A 22,292-nucleotide genomic window follows, 5' to 3' on the forward strand; every position below is an offset into this window, starting at 1 on the left:
ACTCAACCCAAGGACACCGCCTCATGACCCAGGAATCCCGTTTCTCCCGCATGGAACCGGAGTTGCGCAAGGCCAATCTGGTGCAGGCGACGTTGGCCTGCCTCAAGCGCGACGGCTTCCAGGGCGCGTCGATCCGCAAGATCAGCGCCGAGGCCGGGGTGTCGGTGGGGCTGATCAGTCACCACTATTCGGGCAAGGATGAGCTGGTGGCCGAGGCCTATCGGTCAATCACCCGGCAGGTGATGGACCTGCTGCGGGATGCGATGGCCAAGGCGCCGCCCAGTCCGCGGGAGCGGCTGTCGGCGTTCTTCCGCGGCTCGTTCTCCCCCGAATTGCTCGACCCGCAACTGCTGGATGCCTGGCTGGTGTTCTGGGGGGCGGTCAAGACGGCCCCGGCGATCAACCAGGCCCACGAACACTCCTATGGCGAGTACCGCACCATCATGCGTTCGGCCTTGGTGGACATGGCCGGGGAGGAGGGCTGGAAGCAGTTCGATGCCGATTTGGCGGCCATCGCCTTGAGCGCCTTGCTCGACGGCTTGTGGCTGGAATCGGGGCTCAATCCCGGCACCTTCACCCCGGAGCAGGGCATCCAGATCTGCGAAGCCTGGGTCGATGGCTTGCAGTCGGGCGGGCGCAAGCGCTTCCAGATCAAACCCTGAACTGACGATTCCGCGCCGCCTGGACGCAATGTCCGGGCCGGCATTTTCCCCTCGAAAAATATTTGCAGTTACCCGATTGCCTCCTTACTGAACACTCGTTTAGTATCGCCCCATGTCGCACCCCTCAAGCCAATTAAAATAATTCGAGGATTCCATGACTACAGATCCGTCCGTGCTCACTCAGGTGCAGGCAGGTGTTGCCTGGATCACCCTCAATCGCGGCCCCCAGCGCAACGCCCTGGACATCCCGACCCTCAAGCACCTGCATGCCTTGCTGGACGGTTTCAACCGCGACCCGGCTGTGCGCGTGGTGGTACTGACCGGCAGCGGTCGCAGCTTCTGCGCCGGTGCCGACCTTGCCGAATGGGCCGATGCCGAAGCCCGTGGCGCCCTCGAAACCTACGGCTGGACCGAAACCGCCCACGGCCTGATGACCCGCCTGCACACCCTCGACAAACCTACCCTCGCCGCCATCAATGGTACGGCGGTCGGTGCCGGCATGGACCTCACCCTGTGCTGCGACCTGCGCGTCGCCGCGCAATCGGCACGCTTCAAGGCCGGCTACACCAGCATGGCCTACTCGCCGGACGCCGGCGCCAGCTGGCATCTGCCGCGCCTGATCGGCAGCGAGCAAGCCAAGCGCCTGCTGTTCCTCGATGAATTGTGGAGCGCCGACCGCGCCCTGGCCGCCGGGCTGGTGGGCGAAGTCGTTGCCGACGAGCAACTGCATACCCACGTCGCCGAGCTGGCCACGCGCCTGGCCAACGGCCCGACCTTTGCGTTTGCCCAGACCAAAACCCTCATCCGCGAAGGCGCCGGGCGCAGCCTGCCCGAGCAGCTCCAGGCGGAACTCGCCGCCGGCCTGCTGTGTGGACGCAGCGCCGACGGTGCTGAAGCCCTGCGCGCCTCGATGGAAAAGCGCCCACCGAACTTCTCCGGCAACTGATTCCCCTTCAAAACACCCTCGAACGATCGACAGGTAGCGCCATGAATTTCCAGCCCAGCCAAGAACAAGACATGTTGGTGGACGCGGTACGCAGTTTTGTTGCCAAGGAGTTGTTGCCCCACGAGGAGGCGGTGGACCGCGCCGATGAAGTTTCGCCGGAGCTTGCCGCGCAGATTCGTGACAAGGCCATCGCTGCCGGTTTCTATGCCTTCAACATGCCGGAAGACGTCGGCGGTGGCGGCCTGGATTACCTGTCACAGGCGTTGATCGAGCGTGAGTTGTCGAAAGTCTCCTGGGCGCTGCATGTGTTTGTCGCCCGGCCGTCGAAAATCCTCATGGCCTGCACCGGCGCGCAGATTGGCGAGTACCTGTTGCCGTGCGTGCAGGGCAAGAAGATCGACTGCTTTGCCCTGACCGAACCGGGTGCCGGTTCCGACGCCAATGCGATCAAGACCCGCGCCGTGCGCAGCGGTGATGACTTTGTGCTCAACGGCAGCAAGCACTTCATCAGCCACGCCGGCCACGCGGATTTCGCCATCGTGTTTGCCGTTACCGACACCTACGAACACAACGGTCGCCAACGCAATGCCGTGACCTCGTTCCTGGTGGACCGTGGCACGCCGGGCATGACCATTCGCCGGGGCCCCAAGTGCGTCAGCAACCGCGGCTACCACACTTATGAAATGTTCTTCGACGACTGCCGCGTACCAGCCTCCAAAGTCCTCGGCGAAGTTGGCAAAGGTTGGGAAGTCGCCAATGCCTGGCTGACCGCAGGCCGGGTGATGGTGGCTGCCAACTGCGTCGGCCAGGCCCAGCGTGCGCTGGACGTTTCCCTGCAATGGGCGGCCGACCGCAAGCAGTTCGGCCAGCCCATCGGCACCTACCAAGGCATCTCGTTCAAGCTCGCCGACATGGCCACGCAAATCCGTGCGGCCGAACTGCTGACCCTGAACACCGCCTGGAAAATGGACCAGGGCACCATGACCGACGGCGAGGCCGGCATGGCCAAGTTGTTTGCCAGCGAAGTACTGGGCAAGGTTGCCGATGAAGCAGTGCAAATCTATGGCGGCATGGGTTTGATGGACGAAGGCCCGGTGGAGCGCATCTGGCGCAACGCGCGGATCGAGCGGATCTGGGAAGGCACTTCGGAAATCCAGCGCCACATTATTGCCCGCGAACTGTTGCGGCCACTGTTGCGTTGATCGGGTCGGAGAACGCTTATGTCCCAGGCTATTCGCGACAATCTCAAGCGCCTGCTGGCGCCCCGTCACCTGGCGTTTGTCGGTGGGCGCAGCATGGCCCGTGCCCTCAAGCGCTGCGCCGACGGTGGTTTTGCCGGCCAGATGTGGCTGGTCAACCCGCAACATGACAGCCTCGATGGCGTTCCCTGCGTGCGTCGCGTGGCCGATTTGCCGTGCGGTCCGGATGCGGTGTTTATCGCTACCAATCGCGAGCTGACCCTGACCTGTGTCGCCGAACTGGCGGCCATTGGCACCGGTGGCGCCATCTGCTACGCCTCCGGGTTTGCCGAAACCGGCGCCGAGGGCCAAGCCTTGCAGCAACAACTGCTCAAGGCCGCTGGCGAGATGGCACTGCTGGGCCCCAATTGCTATGGCCTGCTGGATTACCTGCACAGCTCGGCGTTGTGGCCGGTGGCCCATGGCGGCAAGCCGGTCGAGAAGGGCGTTGCGGTGCTGACCCAGAGCGGCAACTTTGCCTACAACCTGTCCATGAGCGACCGTTCGCTGCCGGTGGCCTATATGGCGTCGGTGGGCAACCAGGCGCAGTTGGGGGTTGCCGAGTTGATGGACGTGCTGCTCGACGAGCCGCGCGTTACAGCGATTGGCTTGCACCTGGAAGGCTTGAAGAATGTGCCGGGGTTCGCCAGTGCGGCCCACAAGGCCCTGGAAAAAGGCATTCCGATCATCGCCCTGAAAACCGGGGTGTCACAGATCGGCGCCGAGTTGGCTTTGAGTCATACCAGTTCGTTGTCGGGTTCCGATGCGCTGTACGACAGTCTGTTCGCGCGCCTGGGTGTGATCCGGGTCAGCGGGCCGGTGAGTTTTGTCGAGACCCTGAAAGCGGCGGCCTGCGGTAATCTGCCGGCGGGCAACAGCCTGATCGCCCTGGCCTGTTCCGGTGGTGATGCCGGGTTGATTGCCGACTACGCCGAGCGCAACGATTTGAGCCTGCCGAAGCTCGACGAAGGCCAGCGTGAAGAGTTGGCGCAGGTGCTGCCCAGCTACGCCAATCTGGTCAACCCGCTGGATTTCACCACGGCCATCTGGGGCAACAGCGACGCGCTTAATACGATGCTCGACACGGCACTGCGCACCGAAGCGGATGCGGCAATGCTGGTGCTCGACTACCCGGCGGAATTTACCGGTGAGCGCAAGGAGTGCGACCTGCTGCTGGAGCTGTTTTGCAGTGCGCTGACTCGCCACGGCAAGACTGGCTTTGTCACCTCTGCATTTCCCGAATTGCTCCCGGCCCACGCTCGCGAGCGTCTGCATGCCCAGGGCGTTGCCGCGTTGCAAGGCGTGGAAGATGCGCTGGCGGCCTGGGGCCGGATTGCTGACTATCAAAACAATCGCCGGGCGTTGTTGGCGCGGGGTGAGTCGATACTGGTGCCGCTGTGCCCGCAAGCGCTTGAACAACACGGACAGTCGCTTGATGAGTGGGATTCCAAGCAGGCTTTACGGGCTTTCGGCCTGACCACGCCAGCCGGTGTCTTGAGCACTCCCGAGCGGGCCATAGCCGATGCCAAAGTGCTGGGTTACCCGCTGGTACTCAAGGCCGTCAGTGCCGACTTGCCGCATAAAACCGAAGCTGGCGCCGTGGCGCTCAACCTGCAGGACGGCTTCGCCTTGACTGCTGCCCTGGCTCATATGCGCGAGCAAATCGCCGCTTATGCGCCGGATGTGCCGTTCGATCAGCTGCTGCTGGAGTCCATGGCTACGCCGCCGCTGGCCGAGCTGATTGTGGGCATCAAGCGCGAAAACGACTTCGGCCTTGCGCTGGTGATCGGCGCTGGTGGAATCCTTGTGGAGTTGCTCAAGGACAGCCGCAGCCTGCTGTTGCCGACCACCGACGACGCAATCCGCAACGCCTTGCTCAGCCTGCGCAGCGCCGCATTGCTGCAAGGCTTTCGCGGACGCGAAGTGGCCGACATGGAAGCTCTGGTGGCGGCGATTCGTGCGGTGGCCGACTACGCCTGCGCCAACGCCGGGCAATTGCTGGAACTCGATGTAAACCCATTGCTGGTCAATGCCCGGGGCGCCACGGCGGTCGATGCATTGATCCGTCTCGCCCAGGCGTGAAGGAGATGACGATGCAAAGCAAAACCTTGACGGGCGGCCAGGCCCTGGTGCGATTGCTGGCCAACTATGGTGTCGACACGGTGTTCGGGATTCCCGGCGTGCACACGCTGGAGCTGTATCGAGGCTTGCCGGGCAGCGGTATTCGGCATGTGCTGACCCGCCACGAGCAGGGCGCCGGCTTTATGGCCGACGGTTATGCGCGGGTCAGCGGTAAGCCGGGGGTGTGTTTCATCATCACCGGGCCGGGGGTGACCAACGCCGCGACGGCGATCGGCCAGGCGTATGCCGACTCGATTCCGCTGCTGGTGATTTCCAGCGTCAACCACACCGCCAGCCTCGGCAAAGGCTGGGGCTGCCTGCATGAAACCCAGGACCAGCGGGCGATGACCGCGCCCATCACTGCGTTTTCAGCGGTGGCGTTGAGTGCCGAGGATTTGCCGGAGTTGATCGCGCGGGCCTACGCGGTGTTCGACAGTGAGCGACCGCGCCCGGTGCATATTTCGGTGCCGCTGGATGTACTGTCGGCGCCGATCAAACGGGACTGGAGCAATGAGGTGGTGCGCCGTCCCGGACGCGGTTTGCCATCGGCTGAAAGCCTTGATCAGGCAGTGGCAAAACTGGCCGCGGCCAAGCGCCCGATGATCATTGCCGGTGGCGGTGCGCTGTTGGCGGCCGATGCCTTGCAGCGCTTGAGTACGCAGTTGGCGGCGCCGTTTTTCAGCAGTGTCGCCGGCAAGGGATTGTTGCCGGTGGAGCATCCGCTGAATGCCGGTTCGACCCTGTGTGTCGAGCCCGGCTGGCAGCTCATCGCCGAGGCGGATGTGGTGTTGGCCATCGGCACCGAAATGGCCGATACCGACTTCTGGCGTGAACGCCTGCCGATTAATGGCGAGCTGCTGCGGGTGGATATCGACCCGCGCAAGTTCAACGATTTCTATCCTTGCGCCGTCGCGTTGCACGGTGATGCCCAGCAAACGACGCTGGCTTTGCTGGAACGCTTGCCAGCCACGCCGCGCAACGCGGATGCCGCCACCGCTGCGGTCGCGACGTTACGCCAGGCAGTCAGCAGCGGCCATGGTCCGTTGCAACGGATTCACCAGGCGATTCTCGACCGCGTGGCCGCCGAGCTGCCGGCCAATGCCTTCATCAGCAGCGACATGACCCAACTGGCCTACACCGGCAACTACGCCTTTCCCAGCAACGCCACCCGTAGTTGGCTGCATCCCACCGGCTACGGCACCCTGGGCTATGGCCTGCCGGCCGGTATCGGCGCCAAGTTCGGTGCACCGCAACGGCCCGGCCTGGTGCTGGTGGGCGACGGCGGCTTTCTCTACACCGCCCAGGAACTGGCCACGGCCGTGGAAGAACTGGACAGCCCGCTGGTGGTGTTGCTCTGGAACAACGACGCCCTGGGGCAGATTCGCGACGACATGCTGAACCTGGACATCGAACCCATCGGCGTACTGCCGCGCAACCCGGACTTCGCCGCCCTGGCGCGGGCGTTCGGCTGCACGGTCAGCGAGCCACAGAACCTGGATGAGCTGCAGACGGATTTGCGTAACGGTTTCAAGCGCAACGGCGTGACCTTGATCGAGTTGAAGCATGCCTGTGTGAACCTTTAGAGGAGCAACACCATGAGCGAAAACAACAACAAAATGACTCAAGCGATGCACCGGCGGGACTTCCTCAAGCACAGCGCCGTAGCCGGTGCCGTGGCCGCCGCGTTTTCCATGGGCCTGCCGCTGCAGGCCTTTGCCGAGGAGGCCACGCCCAAGCCGGGCGGCGTGTTGCGCATGGGCCTGGCCGGCGGCAGCACCACCGACTCCCGCGACCCGGGATCCTGGGTAGACACCTTCACCTTCGTCGGCTTTTCGGCGGTGTACAACACCCTCACGGAAATCGCGGTGGACGGCAGCGCCATCCCCGAATTGGCCGAAAGCTTCGAGTCGACGCCCGACGCGCGCACCTGGACCTTCAAGCTGCGCCAGGGCGTGACCTTCCATAACGGCAAAAGCCTGACCGCTGACGACGTGGTGGCCTCGATCAACCATCACCTGGCAGCCAACTCCACCTCGGCGGCCAAGACGGTGATCGGCGATGTGGCCAGTGTCAGCGCCAAGGGCAGCGATGCAGTGGTGTTCGAACTGCACTCGGGCAATGCCGATTTCGCCTATGTGGTCGCCGATTACCACCTGGTGATCATGCCCGCCAAGGACGGCGCCGCCGACTGGCAGGCCGGGATCGGCACCAGCGGTTATCGCCTGAAAAGCTTCGAGCCGGGCGTACGCATGGACCTGGAGCGCAACCCTGATTACTGGAAGCCGGGCAGGGCACACTTCGCCAGCGCCGAGCTGTTGGCGATTGCCGACGGCGCAGCGCGGGTCAATGCGCTGGTCACCGGGCAAGTCGACGTGATCAACAAGGTCGACCTGAAAACCGTAGCCCTGCTCAAGCGCAATCCCACGCTGGTCATCGAAGAAACCAAGGGCGCCCAGCACTACACCTTCCCGATGTTGTGCGACAGCAACGAGTTCAAGAACAACGACATCCGCATGGCGATGAAGCATGCGATCAACCGCGAAACCCTGCTGGCCTCGGTGCTGCATGGCTATGGCCTGGTGGGCAACGACCATCCGATCCAGCCCGGCAGCCGCTTCATCAACGCCGCCCTGGAGCAGCGCACCTACGACCCGGACAAGTCGCGGTTCTACCTGCGCAAGGCCGGTGTGGAGTCGCTGAAGGTGCGCCTGCAAGCTTCCGATGCCGCCTACACCGGCGCGGTGGATGCTTCGGTGCTGTTCAAGGAGCAGGCGCGCCAGGCCGGGATTGATATCGACGTGGTGCGCGAGCCGGCGGATGGCTATTTCTCCAACATCTGGATGAAGCAGCCGTTCACCACCTCGTTCTGGTACAGCAGCCTGACTGCCGACCGCATGTTCAGCATCGGCTACGCCAAGGGCGCGGCGTGGAACGAAACCCATTGGAATAACGACCGCTTCAACCAGTTGCTCAACACAGCGCGGGGCGAGATGAACGCGCCGCTGCGCCAGGAGATGTACAACGAAATGCAGAGCCTGTGCCGGGACGACGGCGGTGCGATTGTGCCGTTGTTCGCCAGCTCCGTGGCGGCCCGCTCGAACCGCGTCAGCCATGGACCGCTGACGGCGCCGTATGGGGAACTGGATGGGTTGCGGTTGATCGAGCGGTGGTGGCAGGCGTGAAGATTTCAGATACGCCACAAATCAAATGTGGGAGCGGGCTTGCTCGCGAATGCGGTGGGTCAGTCTCTATCTGTATTGGCTGACACACCGCTTTCGCGAGCAAGCCCGCTCCCACATTGAACATTTGTCGCCTTCGAGAACATGCCCCACTCATGAGAACCGAACATGAATAGCCTATTCAAACTGGTACTCCAACGCCTCGCCCTTGGCCTGCTGTCGTTGTTCGCCGTCTCGGTGATCATCTTCCTGGCGGTCGGCATGCTCCCCGGTGATATCGCCCAGGCCATGCTCGGCCAGTCCGCCACGCCGGAAACCATCGCCGCCTTTCGCGCCCAACTGGGCCTGGACCTGCCGCCCCTGAGCCGGTTCGTGCAATGGCTGCTGCGCCTCCTGCACGGCGACCTCGGCGCTTCCCTGGCCAACCAGCGGCCCATCGCTGAACTGATCGGCGCACGCCTGGGCAACACCTTGCGCCTGGCGGCACTGGCGGCGTTGGTCTCGGTGCCCCTGGCGCTGGTGCTGGGGATGCTCGCCGCGCTGTACCGCAACAGCTGGTTCGACCGCCTGCTCAACACCTCGGCCCTGAGTGCGGTGTCGTTCCCGGAGTTCTTCGTCGCCTACCTGCTGATCCTGGTGTTTTCGGTCAAGCTGGGCTGGTTTCCCAGCCTGTCCAACCTGGCGCCGGATGCCTCATTCGCCACCATTCTCGAACGTTCGGTGTTGCCGGTGGCCACCCTGAGCCTGGTGGTGATCGCGCAGATGATGCGCATGACCCGCGCCTCGCTGATCAACCTGCTGGCCAGCCCGTATATCGAAATGGCCCGGCTCAAGGGCATCAGCCAGTCGCGGATTATCTGGCGCCACGCACTGCCCAATGCCCTGGCGCCGATCGTCAACGTGATCGCGCTCAACCTCGCGTACCTGGTGGTGGGCGTAGTGGTGGTGGAAGTAGTGTTTGTCTACCCGGGCCTCGGCCAGTTGCTGGTGGACTCGGTGTCCAAGCGCGATATCCCGGTGGTGCAGGCGTGCAGCCTGATCTTTGCCGCCACCTACATCCTGCTTAATACCGGCGCCGATGTGCTGTCCATCGCCACCAACCCACGCCTGATGCATCCCAAGGGGTAGACCATGAGCCTTCTCACACAACTGGCCCGGGCGCAATTGAGCGCGAAGTTCGGCCTGCTGGTCATCGTGCTGTACGTGCTGGTGGCGTTGTTTGCGCCGGTGCTCGCACCTTACGGGGAAACCCAGGTGGTGGGTGACGGGTTTGCGCCCTGGAGCGGCCAGTTCCTGCTGGGCACCGATAACCTCGGGCGGGACATGTTCAGCCGCCTGGTGTATGGCGCGCGCAACACCCTGGGCATCGCTTTTTTGACCACGGTGCTGGCGTTTTTACTGGGTGGCTTGAGCGGCTTGATTGCGGCGATCAAGGGCGGCTGGGTCGATCAAGGGTTGTCGCGGGTGGTGGACATTCTGATGGCGATCCCGCAGCTGATCTTCGCCTTGCTGATTCTCAGCGTGGTGGGCACCAATGCCACCTCCCTGGTGCTGGTGATTGCACTGCTGGACTCGACCCGGGTGTTTCGCCTGTCCCGTGCTGTGGCGATGACCGTGGTGGTGCAGGATTTTGTCGAAGCCGCGCGCTTGCGTGGGGAAGGGCTGTGGTGGCTGGTCACCCGCGAAGTGCTGCCCAATGCCGCCGCGCCATTGATTGCCGAGTTCGGCCTGCGGTTCTGTTTCGTGTTCCTGTTTATCAGCGCGCTGTCGTTCCTTGGCCTGGGCATTCAACCGCCCACCGCCGATTGGGGCAGCATGGTCCGCGACAATGCGGTGCTGATTACCTTCGGCGACATCAGCCCGTTGCTGCCGGCCCTGGCGGTGGCGTTGATCACCGTCAGCGTGAATTTTGTCGTCGACTGGATGCTGCATAAATCCAGCGGCCTGAAGGAGTGTTGAGGATGGACAAGCCACTGCTGGAAATCCGCAACCTGCAGATTGAAGGGCATTACGAAGACGCCTGGCATCTGCTGATCAAGGGCATCGACCTGACGTTGCAACGGGGTGAGGTACTGGGGCTGATTGGTGAGTCTGGCGCGGGTAAATCAACCCTGGGCCTGGCGGCCATGGGCTTTGCCCGCGACGGTTGCCGCATCACCGGTGGCTCGGTGTGCTTTGACGGTATTCAGCTGTTGCAGGCCAAGCCAGAAGCGCTGCGCAAGCTGCGAGGACTGCGCATTGCCTACGTGGCGCAAAGCGCTGCCGCGTCGTTCAACCCGGCCCACCGGCTGATTGACCAGCATGTGGAAACCGCCGTGATCAACGGTGGCATCAGCCGCGCCCAGGCTGAACGCGAGGCGGTGGAGTTGTACCGCGTGCTGCGCCTGCCCAATCCGGAAACCATCGGCCAACGGTATCCGCATCAGGTCTCCGGTGGGCAGCTGCAACGGGTGATGACCGCCATGGCGATGGCCTGTCACCCGGACCTGATCATCTTCGACGAACCCACCACCGCCCTCGACGTCACCACCCAGATCGAAGTGCTGGCGGCGATTCGCGATGCGGTGAAAACCTTCGGCAGTGCCGCGCTGTATATCAGCCATGACCTGGCAGTGGTCGCGCAGATGGCCGACCGCATCATGGTGCTGCGCCACGGCAAGCTGGTGGAGGAGGCCGAGACCCGCGCCATGCTCAGCGCCCCGCAGCAGGACTACACCAAATCCCTGTGGGCGGTGCGCAGCTTTCGCACCGAGCCCAAGGCTTGCCCGCAGCAGCAGGTGCCGTTGCTGGAAGTGCGCCAGGTGTGCGCCAGTTACGGGCATCAGCCGGTGTTGCATGACGTGTCGATGAGCTTGCATCGCGGCCAGACGTTGGCGGTGATCGGTGAGTCCGGCAGCGGCAAAAGCTCCACCGCACGCTTGATTACGGGGTTGCTGCCGGCTACGGCGGGGCAGGTGCTGTATGACGGTGAAGCGTTGCCGGCGGACTTTCGCCGGCGCAGCAAGGAGCAGTTGCGACGGATCCAGATGATCTACCAGATCCCCGATACCGCGCTGAACCCGCGCCAGCGCATCGTCGACATCATTGGCCGGCCACTGACCTTCTACCTCGGCCTCAAGGGCAAGGCCATGCGCGCCCGAGTCGCCGAGTTGCTGGAGATGATCGAGCTGGACCCGGCCACCTTCATGGAGCGTCAGCCCCGTGAGCTGTCCGGCGGCCAGAAGCAACGTATCTGCATCGCTCGCGCCCTGGCGGCCGACCCACAATTGATCATCTGCGACGAAGTGACCTCGGCCCTGGATCAGTTAGTGGCCGAGGGCGTGCTGAAACTGCTCAACCGCATTCAGCAGCAGTTGGGCGTGGCCTACCTGTTTATCACCCATGACGTGGCCACGGTGCGCGCCATCGCCGACGAAGTGGTGGTGATGCAGCGGGGCAGGGTGGTGGACCAGGGCAGCCGCAGCGCGATCTTCACCCCGCCGTATCAGGACTACACCGGCTTGCTGTTTTCATCGGAGCCGGAAATGGACCCCGACTGGCTCGACCATTTGCTGGCCAAACGGGCCGCGCTTACTTCTTGAGGAGTTTTTATGAAGGTGTTGATTGTCCACGCCCATCCCGAGCCGCAGTCGTTTACCGCGGCCTTGCGTGACCAGGCCACGGCTACCCTGCAAGCGCAGGGGCATGAGGTGCAGGTCAGTGATTTGTACGCGATGAACTGGAATCCCGTAGCCAGCGCCTCGGACTTCACCTCGCGGGAGAACCCCGACTACCTGGTGTATGCCCTGGAGCAGCGCCTGGGGGTGAAAAGCCAATCCATCGCGGCGGATATCCAGCAGGAGTTGGACAAGCTGCTGTGGGCCGATCTGCTGATCCTCAATTTCCCGATCTTCTGGTTCTCGGCGCCCGCGATGCTCAAGGGCTGGATTGACCGGGTTCTGGTGTCGGGCGTGTGCTACGGCGGCAAGCGGTTCTATGATCAGGGCGGGCTCGCCGGCAAGAAAGCGCTGGTCACGGTGACCCTCGGCGGGCGCGAGCATATGTTTGGCGAGGGTGCGATTCACGGGCCGTTGGAGGACATGCTGCGGCCGATCCTGCGTGGCACGCTGGCGTATGTCGGGTTTGAGGTGCTGGAGCCGTTTGTGGCGTGGCATGTGCCGTATATCAGCGCCGAGGCCCGGCAGGATTTTCTGCGCAATTACCAGCAGCGGCTGGAAGGGCTGGCGGATGACCAGCCGTTGGTGTTTCCGAAGCTCGAGCAGTTTGATGAGGCGCTGTACCCACTTTAGTCAAGTGAATGAAGATCCAGTGTGGGAGCGGGCGTGCTCGCGAAAGCGGTGTGCCAGTTGATGCATGTGCTGGCTGGACCACCGCATTCGCGAGCAAGCCCGCTCCCACATTTGATCTTCATTGTCAGGCGCGATTGTGTACCCGCAACCGCTCGGCAGCGCTGCGCAGCAGCTGTTCCGTGCCGTCCCAGCCCAGGCAGCCATCGGTGATCGACACGCCGTATTTCATCGACGGGCTCAATGGTTGGCAGCCTTCAAACAGGTGGCTTTCGATCATCATGCCGATCAGCGAGGTGTCGCCCTGCAGGCGCTGTTCCAGCACGTCGTTGAACACCGCCGGTTGGCGCAGCGGGTCTTTGCCGCTGTTGGCGTGGCTGCAGTCGACCATGATCCGCGGCGCGACTTTGCTCTTGGCAAGGTCGGCGTGAACCTGGGCCACGCTCTGGCGATCGTAGTTCGGCCCACGATGGCCGCCGCGCAACACGAGGTGAGTGTCGGGGTTGCCCGGGGTCTGGATGATCGCCGGATGGCCCTGGCTGTCGACACCGAAGTGACGGTGCGGGTGAGCGGCGGAGCGCATGGCGTCACAGGCGATGGCCACGCCGCCGTCGGTGCCGTTCTTGAAGCCGACGGGCATACCGAGGCCGCTGGCCATTTCGCGATGAATCTGCGATTCGGTGGTGCGCGCGCCAATGGCGACCCAGCTCAGCAGGTCATCGAAGTAGCCGGCAGCCATCGGTTGCAGCAGCTCGGTGGCGACCGGCAGGCCCAGGCGCAGCATTTCCCGCATCAGTTCCCGGGACAGGGTCAGACCGGCGGCCATGTCATCACTGCCATCCAGGCGCGGGTCGTAGGCCAGGCCTTTCCAGCCGATGGTGGTGCGGGGTTTTTCGACGTAGGCGCGGATCACCAGCAGCATCTGGTCACTGACTTCATGGGCCAGTTTTTTCAGGTTGCGTGCGTATTCCATGGCCGATTCCGGGTCGTGGATCGAGCACGGGCCGACAATCACCAGCAGGCGTGAGTCTTCACCCTGGAGGATGGCGCGCACGGCTTGGCGATGGGCGTGGATCTGTTCGTTGAGGAATGGGCTCAGGGGCAGTTGGTGCTTGAGCTCAAGGGCACTGGGCAAACGCTGGGTCAGCGCTTCATTGGCGCAGGACAGGGTGGAAACAGGCAGAGCGGCGATCGAGGCGTTCATATTCGGGCTTCCTGGGCAAGCGGCGGGCTGTTCCCGCACGCTCTGCCCTACTGGGGTGTTCGACAATTGGCCGTATTGGCTACGTGTGCTGGCTTGCCACCAATAGGTGACCGATCGGAGGCGGCAGGCTGTCCCGAACGGAGCTTGCTAAATCGCCAGGCGGTGGAGGTGTCGTAGCGGTAATAGGTGGCGTAGTTCATGGCGTGAGTCCTTTAAGTGTTCGGTGTGTGGCAAAAATAATAAGGGCTGAAAAAACAAAACCCCCGGTCGGGGAGCCGACCGGGGGTTAGATTTCTCTGGTAGGCGACCCCTTGAGTAGTGGGCGCCGATTTCAGGTATCAGGCGCGCCAGTGGCTAAACCAATACCCAAAATAAAAGCTGACCAGTGCGCTCAAACCGCTCACGCGGGCAGCCACGACCGAGCGCTGGGCGCTGGCAGCAGGGCAAACCTGAGTGTGGTTGAGTTGCAACATGGTGTGTCTCCAAATGATGGGGGGAGCTTAACTGAGGCGAGCGGGTGGATTCAATCAGTAATTTCTATTGAGTGTGGGGACTTACGGCTATGACCCCAGTGTCGATATGCTGCACGGACTTCACGATGATTGCCTGGATGCGACCATGACTGCCTTGACGATTGCTGCTGCCCAATCCATTTCCATTGCGGGCGACGTACCCGGAAATATCGCGCGTCACTTGGCATTCATGCGCACGGCGGCAGAGCATGGTGTGCAATTGCTGGTGTTTCCGGAACTGTCCCTGACCGGCTATGAACCGTCACTGGCCGCCGGGCTGGCGATCGCGCCCGGCGATGAAGCGCTGGCGCCGCTGCGGGAGATGGCCCGTGAGTTGTGCATCACCGGCGTGGTGGGCATGCCGATTCGCCTGGGGGGCGCCAGTGATGTGTTGATCGGTGCGCTGGTGCTGGGGCCGGATGGCTCGGTGGCGGTCTATACCAAGCAGCATCTGCATCCCGGTGAAGACGTGGCGTTTGCTGCGGGGCAGGGCGGGGCGGCCCTTGAATGGGGGGACGACCGGATCGCCCTGGCGGTATGCGCGGATTTTTCCCACGCCAGCCACCCTCGACAGGCTGCCGAGGACGGGGCGAACATCTACGCTGCGGGTGTGCTGATCAGCGAAGGCGGCTACGCGCCGGACGCCGCCTTGCTACAGGGCTATGCCGCCGAGCACCGGATGCTGGTGCTGATGGCCAACCACGGCGGTCCATCCGGTGGCTGGGCCTGCGCCGGGCGCAGCGCAATCTGGGGCGCCGACGGTGGTTTGATCGCGGCTAGCCCGGGTGTAGGCGATACGCTGGTGATTGCACGACGCGACACCGGCGGCCAGTGGCAGGGAGAACAGGTGGCAATCTAGGGAGTTCAGGCACATGGCGTTTCAACTGCAGGCCGCGACCAGCCAACACCTGGCCTTCGCCCGGACCCTGACCCACCAGGCAATGGGTAATTATTATCGCCAATACGACTTGTCGTGGTCCGATGCCGGTTTCGATACCGCCTGGGCCGGACGAGAAAACTGGCTGATCTGTCGCGATAACGAGGTGCTGGGTTTCATCAGCATCAGTCGTGACCCCAAGGCACTGTATATCCGCGAATTGCACATCCTTGAGGCGTTTCGTCATCAAGGGGCTGGCGGCTGGGTTATCGAGCAGATGGTGTACAAGGCGCGCGCGCAAGGGCTGGGTCTTTTACGGTTGACCGTTTTCAAGACCAACCCGGCGCGAAGGCTCTATCAGCGCAAGGGCCTGGAAATCGTTGGAGCGGAGGATTGCTTCTGGCGCATGGAGCGCAATTGCCGGCCGTGATCGGGTGCGAGTACTGCCAGTTCGAGGAAAACAGGCACTTGGTTTTAATAAGCGCATACTCACTTCAAGAAATGACTTCCTGCTCTTGTCTCACGGTTTCGCCCTCAACCGGGATGATTCCGTCCTTCATGCCCAACAGGACCGCCACCTTGTGGGCTTCTCCACGTCGTCCCTTTTTGCGCCCAGCGAGCACTTGATAGGTGGTTGCCGGGTCCACGCCATGTTCCCGGGCGAACGCTTGAACAGACTTACCTTGATGTTCCAGCCAGGCCTTGGCTTGTGCAGCAGTGCGAATACCGGGCATAGTTCAAAACCGTTCAAGTTTGTGTAAAACGAGATGAGTGTGTCACCTCTAGGGGTGTGCCAAATAGGATCATACATCCAAATGAGTGGAATCGGTTTCCGGTTAAGGCAAGAAAGAGAGCGGCTTGGCCTGTCGCAGAAAACTTTTGGTGAAATAGGAGGTGTAGAGGCGAACGCACAGGGTAAATATGAAAATGGCGGACGCGCGCCAAAGGCTGATTACTTGTCCCGCGTGGCAGAAAGAGGTGTCGATATCCTGTACGTGTTGACCGGCAATCCAACGCCGACCCAACTTGAAAACCTGAGCCAGGTCGAGGAGAAAGTGCTGGGGAACTACCGTGCGATGTTCAAGGAAGACCAGGACGCAATCCATCGCCTGACTTCTACCCTGGCCGAGCATTCACTCACCACCAATGGAAAAAACCGGTCATCGGCCCCGGATTCCTGACCTTTTACCCAGGAAATTGAGCCGTCCGCCATTCGGCGGCGGCCCGTTGTGCATTGAAACTCTATATATATGACGCTTGCAGCTAGGTCTGCGCCGTGGTTTTTTGCTAAGGTGTTCAGCAACCTATAAGACCATATCGCGAGGTGTCTGCTTGATTAGGGTGCTAGTAGTCGATGACCATGATCTCGTTCGTACAGGCATTACACGAATGCTGGCTGACATCGATGGCCTGCAAGTAGTCGGCCAGGCCGAGTCAGGGGAGGAATCCCTGATCAAGGCCCGGGAGTTGAAGCCCGATGTGGTTTTGATGGACGTCAAGATGCCCGGGATCGGCGGTCTTGGCGCCACTACAAAGTTGTTGCGCAGCCATCCGGATATCAAAGTCGTGGTAGTGACCGTGTGTGAGGAAGATCCTTTTCCTACAAGGCTTCTACAGGCGGGCGCTGCCGGCTATCTGACAAAGGGCGCGGGATTGGCCGAGATGGTCCAGGCTATCCGCCTGGTATTCGCCGGCCAACGCTACATCAGCCCGCAGATTGCCCAGCAGTTGGCGATCAAGTCGTTCCAGCCCACCAGCGACTCGCCGTTCGATGCGCTGTCGGAGCGGGAAATTCAGATCGCCCTGATGATTGTCGGCTGTCAAAAAGTCCAGTCGATTTCCGACAAGCTGTGCCTGTCGCCGAAAACCGTAAACACCTACCGTTATCGGATTTTCGAAAAGCTTTCCATCAGCAGTGATGTTGAATTGACCCTGCTGGCGGTACGCCACGGCATGGTAGATGCCAGCGCCTGAAATGACAGCTCCTGAAATAAAGGTCCAATTCGATCCGAGTGCGTTCCTTGCAACCTGCAGTGGCCGTCCCGGCGTGTATCGCATGTTCGACAGCGAAGCGCGCCTGCTCTACGTCGGTAAAGCCAAGAACCTGAAGAGCCGCCTGGCGAGTTACTTCCGCAAGACCGGCCTGGCAACGAAGACGGCGGCACTGGTGGCGCGTATCGCCCAGGTGGAAACCACCATCACCGCCAATGAAACCGAGGCGCTGCTGCTTGAGCAGACGCTGATCAAGGAATGGCGGCCGCCCTACAACATCCTGCTGCGTGACGATAAGTCCTACCCGTACGTGTTTCTCTCGGACGGCGACTTTCCGCGTCTGAGCATCCATCGCGGCGCCAAGAAGCAGAAGGGCAAGTACTTCGGGCCTTACCCCAGCGCCGGCGCCATCCGCGAAAGCCTGAGCCTGCTGCAAAAGGCGTTTTTCGTGCGCCAGTGCGAAGACAGTTTCTACAAGAACCGCAACCGCCCGTGCCTGCAGTACCAGATCAAGCGCTGCAAGGCGCCGTGCGTGGGCCTGGTTGAGCCTGCGGAATATGCCGAGGACGTGCGTCACTCGGTGATGTTCCTCGAAGGCCGCAGCAATGCCCTGGCCGATGAACTGTCCGGCGCCATGGAGCAAGCGGCCAGCACCCTGGATTTCGAGCGCGCCGCAGAGCTACGCGACCAGATCTCCCTGCTGCGCCGCGTACAGGACCAGCAGAGCATGGAAGGCGGCACCGGTGACGTCGACGTCATCGCCGCCTTCGTCAACCCGGGCGGCGCCTGTGTGCACCTGATCAGCGTGCGCGGCGGCCGGGTGCTGGGCAGCAAGAACTTCTTCCCCCAGACCGGTATAGAAGAGGAGGTCGCCGAAGTCATGGCGGCGTTCCTCGGCCAGTACTACGTCAGCAGCCCAGAGCGCGACCTGCCGAGCGAACTGATCGTCAACGTGGTGCACGAGGACTTCCCGGCGCTGATCGAAGCGATTCACGAACTGCGTGGCCGCGAGCTGGACATCAGCCACCGCGTGCGCGGCACCCGTGCGCGCTGGCAGCAGTTGGCCGTGACCAACGCCGAACAGGCCCTGGGTGCACGCTTGGCCAACCGGCAGCATGTCGCCGCGCGGTTTGACGCCTTGGCCGAAGTCCTCAACCTTGACGAACCGCCCCAGCGCCTCGAGTGCTACGACATCAGCCACTCCAGCGGCGAGGCTACCGTGGCTTCCTGCGTGGTGTTCGGGCCGGAAGGGCCGATCAAGTCCGATTACCGGCGCTACAACATCGAAGGCGTCACCCCGGGCGATGACTACGCCGCCATGCACCAGGCCCTGACCCGCCGCTTCAGCAAACTGAAGGACGGCGAGGGCAAGCTGCCGGACATCCTGCTGGTGGATGGTGGCAAGGGCCAGCTGTCCATGGCCCGCGACGTACTCAACGAACTGGCGGTACCCGACCTGATCCTGCTCGGCGTGGCCAAGGGTGCCACCCGCAAGGCCGGTTTTGAAACCTTGTACTTGAATGATGCAGCCCATGAGTTCACCTTGAAGGGCGACTCCCCGGCGCTGCACCTTATCCAGCAGATCCGCGACGAAGCCCACCGTTTCGCCATCACCGGCCACCGTGCCCGACGTGGCAAAACCCGGCGTACCTCAACCCTGGAAGGGGTGGCAGGGGTCGGGCCGACACGGCGGCGGGACTTGTTAAAACATTTTGGTGGCTTGCAGGAGCTGTCCCGTGCCAGCATCGAAGAAATAGCCAAAGCTCCCGGTATCAGTAAAAAGCTCGCAGAGTTGATTTATGCAAATCTGCACAGCGAGTAGAATGCCTTCTCACCTCGTAGCCAGTTGTGCCGATGAATATCCCTAATCTGATCACCGTACTACGCGTCCTGCTCATACCGATTTTCATATTGCTGTTTTACCTGCCGTACGAATGGAGCTACATGGCATCCAGTTCGGTGTTTGCCTTCGCAGCCGCCACCGACTGGCTGGACGGTTACCTGGCCCGTCGCCTGGAGCAGAGCACGCCGTTTGGCGCGTTCCTGGACCCGGTGGCCGACAAACTGATGGTAGCGGTCGCCCTGGTCCTGCTGGTGCAGGAACACGGCAACCTGTGGCTGACGTTGCCGGCGGCCGTGATTATCGGTCGCGAGATCGTGGTCTCCGCCCTGCGGGAGTGGATGGCCGAAATCGGCGCCCGAGCCCACGTGGCCGTGTCCAACATGGGCAAATGGAAAACCGCGGCGCAGATGCTTGCCCTGGTGATCCTGCTGGCCAACCCGTCGGATTTCTCCTTCTGGGTATTGCTGGGCTACGCCTTGCTGCTGATCGCCGCGGGCCTGACCTTGTGGTCCATGCTGCAATATTTGCGCGCCGCCTGGCCGCATCTGCGCACCGAGGTTGAAAAGAAATAAAACTTTTTTGAATCAAGGGGTTGACGGGTGATGAGGATTCTATAGAATGCGCATCACCAAGACGCGGGAATAGCTCAGTTGGTAGAGCACGACCTTGCCAAGGTCGGGGTCGCGAGTTCGAGTCTCGTTTCCCGCTCCAAACACAAAGAAAAAGCCACTCAATAGAGTGGCTTTTTTTTGCCTGCGATTTAAGGAATAGACGCTTCGGCGTCTTTTTTCGTTTCTGCGAGACGCTTGGCGCCCGCAGGCTCCGGTGCGCTATCTACCCTTTATCGACGAACTCGGATTTGTAGGGTGCCATTTCTCACACGCATCGGTAGTCGCCTTCCTATAGACCTTCACCCGGCCTCTCTCTGAAGTGAATGGCCATTCGGCATGCCCGACCCGCAGGTAAAGATGGCTTTCAACGCAAAGACGCTGCCTATCAAGCGATAACGTTCTGACTATTAGAGTTTTCCGCGATCGAAGCTAATCTCAGCACTCAGCCATCAATGTCTGAGGTGCGCCAGTGGCGCGATGGTACGGATGAACATGACTAAAAGGTGTGCCAAGCATGTCAACTGAATCGAAATGCCCTTTCAACCACGCTGCGGGTGGCGGCACCACGAACCGAGACTGGTGGCCCCAGCAACTGAATCTGAAGATCCTGCATCAGCATTCCTCCCTCAGCGACCCTATGGGTGAGGGCTTCGATTACGCCAAGGCGTTCCAGAGCCTTGACTTCGAAGCGGTCAAGCAGGACTTGCGCGATGTCATGACGCAATCCCAGGACTGGTGGCCCGCGGACTTTGGCCATTACGGCCCGCTGTTCATTCGCATGGCCTGGCACAGCGCCGGGACCTACCGTACCGCCGACGGTCGCGGCGGTGCCGGTTCCGGTCAGCAGCGCTTTGCACCGCTCAACAGCTGGCCTGACAACGTCAGCCTGGATAAGGCGCGTCGCCTGATCTGGCCGGTCAAGCAGAAGTACGGCCGGCGGATTTCCTGGGCCGATTTGATCGTACTCACCGGTAACGTCGCGCTGGAGTCTATGGGGTTCAAGACCTTCGGGTTCTCCGGCGGTCGCCCGGATGTCTGGGAGCCGGACGAGGACGTTTACTGGGGCGCCGAGACCACGTGGCTGGGGGGAGAAGAGCGTTACGGCGTGCAAAAGAAAATGCAGCAGCCGGGTGATGGTCCGTTGGTGGCTGAACCGCAGAACCATGGCAACGAAGAAAGCCGCACCGGAGGCGGTGAGCGCAACCTGGAAAATCCCCTCGCCGCTGTGCAGATGGGCTTGATCTACGTGAACCCGGAAGGGCCTGAAGGTGTTCCGGATCCGGTTGCCTCGGCGAAGGATATCCGTGAAACCTTCGGTCGCATGGCGATGAATGACGAAGAGACCGTAGCCCTGATCGCCGGCGGTCACGCCTTCGGCAAGACCCACGGCGCAGGTCCGGCGGATAACGTCGGCCCGGAACCGGAAGCGGCTGGCCTGGAAGAGCAGGGGCTGGGCTGGAAAAACAGCTTCGGCAGCGGCAAGGGCGGTGACACCATCACCAGCGGGCTGGAGGTGACCTGGACTTCGACGCCGACAAGATGGAGCAATGAGTACCTCGAAAACCTCTTCGGCTTTGAATGGGAACTGACCAGGAGCCCGGCGGGCGCCCATCAGTGGACACCGAAGAACGGTGCCGGCGCCGGCAAGGTTCCGGATGCCCATGACGCCGGCAGGCGGCATGCGCCGAGCATGCTGACCTCGGACCTGGCGCTGCGCTTCGATCCGGCGTACGAGCAGATCTCCCGACGTTTCCTGGCCAACCCGGACCAACTGGCAGACGCCTTTGCCCGTGCCTGGTTCAAACTTACCCACCGCGACATGGGTCCGCTTGCGCGTTATCTCGGCCCGGAAACCCCCGCGGAAGAGTTGCTGTGGCAGGACCCGATTCCTGCGGTCGATCATCCACTGGTGGATGAGCAGGATGTGGCGGCGCTCAAGCAGAAGATTCTCGCCGCGGGGCTGACGGTCTCGCAGCTGGTTTCGACGGCATGGGCAGCGGCGTCCACCTTCCGCGGCTCCGATAAACGCGGGGGAGCCAATGGCGGGCGCCTGCGCCTGGCTCCGCAGAAGGACTGGGCGGTCAACCAGCCTGAGCAACTGTCGGGCGTACTGAAGCGTCTCGAAGCTATTCAGGGCGACTTCAATACCGCACAGACGGGAGGCAAAAGGATTTCCCTGGCCGATCTGATCGTGCTGGCGGGCAGCGTGGGGGTTGAGCGGGCGGCCAAAAATGCCGGCCGCCAGACCACGGTGCCTTTCACGGCAGGGCGCACGGATGCTTCCCAGGAGCAGACGGATGTCGAGTCGTTCGGTTTCCTTGAACCGGTCGCCGATGGCTTTCGCAACTACCAGAAGGGGCACTACAAGGTGTCGTCCGAAGCGTTGCTGATCGACAAGGCGCAACTGCTGACATTGACCGCACCCGAAATGACGGTGCTGTTGGGCGGACTGCGGGTCTTGGGTATCAATGTCGGGGAAAGCAAGCACGGGGTGTTCACCGAGCGCCCGGGAACCCTGACCAATGACTTCTTCAGGAACCTGCTGGACATGGGCGTTGAATGGAAGCCAGTCACCGGCACCCACGATACCTTTGAGGCGCATGACCGCAAGACCGGTGCCGTCAAGTGGACTGGCACCCGGGTCGACCTGGTGTTCGGTTCGCATGCCCAGTTGAGGGCGCTGTCCGAAGTCTATGGCAGTGCCGACGCCGAGGAGAAGTTCGTCGAGGACTTCGTGGCGGCCTGGACCAAGGTGATGAACCTGGATCGCTTTGAACTGGCCTGACACTGGCGCCTGACGTTTACAGGCCCACGCTGTGGG

At 62.2% G+C, this 22,292-nt stretch carries 20 protein-coding genes and 1 tRNA gene; 18 read left to right on the plus strand and 3 right to left on the minus strand.

Features of this window, described 5'->3' with window-relative positions:
• Nucleotides 1-23 precede the first annotated feature (23 nt).
• The 10 genes from A462_RS13425 to A462_RS13380 all read left to right on the plus strand — a co-directional run bounded on the left by A462_RS13425 (nt 24) and on the right by A462_RS13380 (nt 12,435).
• Complete coding sequence (locus A462_RS13425) at nt 24-662, plus strand: TetR family transcriptional regulator C-terminal domain-containing protein (RefSeq protein WP_003208961.1); 639 nt, start codon at nt 24-26, stop codon at nt 660-662.
• Between the two features lie 154 nt (nt 663-816).
• A complete protein-coding gene (locus A462_RS13420) occupies nt 817-1,608 on the plus strand; it encodes an enoyl-CoA hydratase/isomerase family protein (RefSeq protein WP_032899470.1) in 792 nt (263 codons plus the stop codon).
• Between the two features lie 41 nt (nt 1,609-1,649).
• Nucleotides 1,650-2,810, plus strand: a complete 1,161-nt coding sequence (locus tag A462_RS13415; RefSeq protein ID WP_008436052.1) for an acyl-CoA dehydrogenase family protein — start codon at nt 1,650-1,652, stop codon at nt 2,808-2,810.
• Between the two features lie 18 nt (nt 2,811-2,828).
• Nucleotides 2,829-4,928, plus strand: a complete 2,100-nt coding sequence (locus A462_RS13410; protein ID WP_008436053.1) for an acetate--CoA ligase family protein — start codon at nt 2,829-2,831, stop codon at nt 4,926-4,928.
• Nucleotides 4,929-4,939: 11 nt separating this feature from the next.
• Nucleotides 4,940-6,550: a 5-guanidino-2-oxopentanoate decarboxylase gene (locus A462_RS13405; protein WP_008436054.1), complete on the plus strand. Its 1,611-nt coding sequence runs from the start codon at nt 4,940-4,942 to the stop codon at nt 6,548-6,550.
• Between the two features lie 12 nt (nt 6,551-6,562).
• Nucleotides 6,563-8,149: an ABC transporter substrate-binding protein gene (locus tag A462_RS13400; protein WP_008436055.1), complete on the plus strand. Its 1,587-nt coding sequence runs from the start codon at nt 6,563-6,565 to the stop codon at nt 8,147-8,149.
• Between the two features lie 165 nt (nt 8,150-8,314).
• Nucleotides 8,315-9,274, plus strand: coding sequence for an ABC transporter permease (locus A462_RS13395; RefSeq protein WP_008436056.1), 960 nt, complete (start codon nt 8,315-8,317; stop codon nt 9,272-9,274).
• A gap of 3 nt (nt 9,275-9,277) precedes the next feature.
• Entirely contained in the window at nt 9,278-10,105 is an 828-nt protein-coding gene (locus A462_RS13390; RefSeq protein WP_008436057.1) for an ABC transporter permease, read from the plus strand.
• Between the two features lie 2 nt (nt 10,106-10,107).
• Nucleotides 10,108-11,727: an ABC transporter ATP-binding protein gene (locus A462_RS13385; protein WP_008436058.1), complete on the plus strand. Its 1,620-nt coding sequence runs from the start codon at nt 10,108-10,110 to the stop codon at nt 11,725-11,727.
• Nucleotides 11,728-11,736: 9 nt separating this feature from the next.
• Entirely contained in the window at nt 11,737-12,435 is a 699-nt protein-coding gene (locus tag A462_RS13380) for an NAD(P)H-dependent oxidoreductase (RefSeq protein WP_008436059.1), read from the plus strand.
• 124 nt (nt 12,436-12,559) lie between these two features.
• Here the strand turns inward: A462_RS13380 and A462_RS13375 are convergent, their stop codons facing one another.
• Both A462_RS13375 and A462_RS35065 read right to left on the minus strand, forming a co-directional pair.
• The gene (locus tag A462_RS13375; protein WP_008436060.1) at nt 12,560-13,636 is read right to left on the minus strand and encodes a 3-deoxy-7-phosphoheptulonate synthase; all 1,077 of its coding nucleotides are present in this window, start codon (nt 13,634-13,636) and stop codon (nt 12,560-12,562) included.
• Between the two features lie 338 nt (nt 13,637-13,974).
• Nucleotides 13,975-14,109 carry a hypothetical protein gene (locus A462_RS35065; RefSeq protein ID WP_274517801.1) on the minus strand — a complete coding sequence of 45 codons (135 nt, stop codon included), beginning with the start codon at nt 14,107-14,109 and terminating at the stop codon, nt 13,975-13,977.
• Nucleotides 14,110-14,254: 145 nt separating this feature from the next.
• Between A462_RS35065 and A462_RS13370 the strand changes: the two genes are divergently transcribed.
• Nucleotides 14,255-15,007: a carbon-nitrogen hydrolase family protein gene (locus A462_RS13370; protein WP_008436061.1), complete on the plus strand. Its 753-nt coding sequence runs from the start codon at nt 14,255-14,257 to the stop codon at nt 15,005-15,007.
• A 13-nt stretch (nt 15,008-15,020) separates the two neighbouring features.
• Nucleotides 15,021-15,455 (plus strand): GNAT family N-acetyltransferase, encoded by a 435-nt coding sequence (locus A462_RS13365; protein WP_008436062.1) that lies wholly within the window; start codon nt 15,021-15,023, stop codon nt 15,453-15,455.
• Nucleotides 15,456-15,519: 64 nt separating this feature from the next.
• Here A462_RS13365 and A462_RS13360 read toward each other — a convergent pair whose 3' ends face one another.
• The gene (locus A462_RS13360) at nt 15,520-15,759 is read right to left on the minus strand and encodes a DNA-binding protein (RefSeq protein WP_008436063.1); all 240 of its coding nucleotides are present in this window, start codon (nt 15,757-15,759) and stop codon (nt 15,520-15,522) included.
• A gap of 81 nt (nt 15,760-15,840) precedes the next feature.
• Here A462_RS13360 and A462_RS33480 point away from each other — a divergent pair, with 81 nt between their 5' ends.
• The 6 genes from A462_RS33480 to katG all read left to right on the plus strand — a co-directional run bounded on the left by A462_RS33480 (nt 15,841) and on the right by katG (nt 22,256).
• Nucleotides 15,841-16,206 (plus strand): helix-turn-helix domain-containing protein, encoded by a 366-nt coding sequence (locus A462_RS33480; protein WP_032899473.1) that lies wholly within the window; start codon nt 15,841-15,843, stop codon nt 16,204-16,206.
• Nucleotides 16,207-16,357: 151 nt separating this feature from the next.
• A complete protein-coding gene (gene gacA, locus A462_RS13355; RefSeq protein ID WP_008436066.1) occupies nt 16,358-16,999 on the plus strand; it encodes a response regulator transcription factor GacA in 642 nt (213 codons plus the stop codon).
• A gap of 1 nt (nt 17,000) precedes the next feature.
• Complete coding sequence (gene uvrC / locus A462_RS13350; protein WP_032899474.1) at nt 17,001-18,839, plus strand: excinuclease ABC subunit UvrC; 1,839 nt, start codon at nt 17,001-17,003, stop codon at nt 18,837-18,839.
• 32 nt (nt 18,840-18,871) lie between these two features.
• Nucleotides 18,872-19,432 (plus strand): CDP-diacylglycerol--glycerol-3-phosphate 3-phosphatidyltransferase, encoded by a 561-nt coding sequence (gene pgsA / locus A462_RS13345; RefSeq protein WP_003208929.1) that lies wholly within the window; start codon nt 18,872-18,874, stop codon nt 19,430-19,432.
• A 63-nt stretch (nt 19,433-19,495) separates the two neighbouring features.
• A tRNA-Gly gene (locus tag A462_RS13340) sits at nt 19,496-19,571 on the plus strand.
• Between the two features lie 414 nt (nt 19,572-19,985).
• Nucleotides 19,986-22,256 (plus strand): catalase/peroxidase HPI, encoded by a 2,271-nt coding sequence (gene katG, locus A462_RS13335; RefSeq protein WP_008436071.1) that lies wholly within the window; start codon nt 19,986-19,988, stop codon nt 22,254-22,256.
• Nucleotides 22,257-22,292 lie beyond the last annotated feature (36 nt).

The sequence above is a fragment of the Pseudomonas sp. Ag1 genome (assembly GCF_000278565.1).
Lineage (GTDB): Bacteria > Pseudomonadota > Gammaproteobacteria > Pseudomonadales > Pseudomonadaceae > Aquipseudomonas.

Coding starts and splice junctions, on each gene's coding strand:
- A462_RS13425 (WP_003208961.1), top strand. CDS start 24: ATGACCCAGGAATCCCGTTTCTCCCGCATGGAACCGGAGTTGCGCAAG.
- A462_RS13420 (WP_032899470.1), top strand. CDS start 817: ATGACTACAGATCCGTCCGTGCTCACTCAGGTGCAGGCAGGTGTTGCC.
- A462_RS13415 (WP_008436052.1), top strand. CDS start 1,650: ATGAATTTCCAGCCCAGCCAAGAACAAGACATGTTGGTGGACGCGGTA.
- A462_RS13410 (WP_008436053.1), top strand. CDS start 2,829: ATGTCCCAGGCTATTCGCGACAATCTCAAGCGCCTGCTGGCGCCCCGT.
- A462_RS13405 (WP_008436054.1), top strand. CDS start 4,940: ATGCAAAGCAAAACCTTGACGGGCGGCCAGGCCCTGGTGCGATTGCTG.
- A462_RS13400 (WP_008436055.1), top strand. CDS start 6,563: ATGAGCGAAAACAACAACAAAATGACTCAAGCGATGCACCGGCGGGAC.
- A462_RS13395 (WP_008436056.1), top strand. CDS start 8,315: ATGAATAGCCTATTCAAACTGGTACTCCAACGCCTCGCCCTTGGCCTG.
- A462_RS13390 (WP_008436057.1), top strand. CDS start 9,278: ATGAGCCTTCTCACACAACTGGCCCGGGCGCAATTGAGCGCGAAGTTC.
- A462_RS13385 (WP_008436058.1), top strand. CDS start 10,108: ATGGACAAGCCACTGCTGGAAATCCGCAACCTGCAGATTGAAGGGCAT.
- A462_RS13380 (WP_008436059.1), top strand. CDS start 11,737: ATGAAGGTGTTGATTGTCCACGCCCATCCCGAGCCGCAGTCGTTTACC.
- A462_RS13375 (WP_008436060.1), bottom strand. CDS start 13,636: ATGAACGCCTCGATCGCCGCTCTGCCTGTTTCCACCCTGTCCTGCGCC.
- A462_RS35065 (WP_274517801.1), bottom strand. CDS start 14,109: ATGTTGCAACTCAACCACACTCAGGTTTGCCCTGCTGCCAGCGCCCAG.
- A462_RS13370 (WP_008436061.1), top strand. CDS start 14,255: ATGACTGCCTTGACGATTGCTGCTGCCCAATCCATTTCCATTGCGGGC.
- A462_RS13365 (WP_008436062.1), top strand. CDS start 15,021: ATGGCGTTTCAACTGCAGGCCGCGACCAGCCAACACCTGGCCTTCGCC.
- A462_RS13360 (WP_008436063.1), bottom strand. CDS start 15,759: ATGCCCGGTATTCGCACTGCTGCACAAGCCAAGGCCTGGCTGGAACAT.
- A462_RS33480 (WP_032899473.1), top strand. CDS start 15,841: ATGAGTGGAATCGGTTTCCGGTTAAGGCAAGAAAGAGAGCGGCTTGGC.
- uvrC (WP_032899474.1), top strand. CDS start 17,001: ATGACAGCTCCTGAAATAAAGGTCCAATTCGATCCGAGTGCGTTCCTT.
- pgsA (WP_003208929.1), top strand. CDS start 18,872: ATGAATATCCCTAATCTGATCACCGTACTACGCGTCCTGCTCATACCG.
- katG (WP_008436071.1), top strand. CDS start 19,986: ATGTCAACTGAATCGAAATGCCCTTTCAACCACGCTGCGGGTGGCGGC.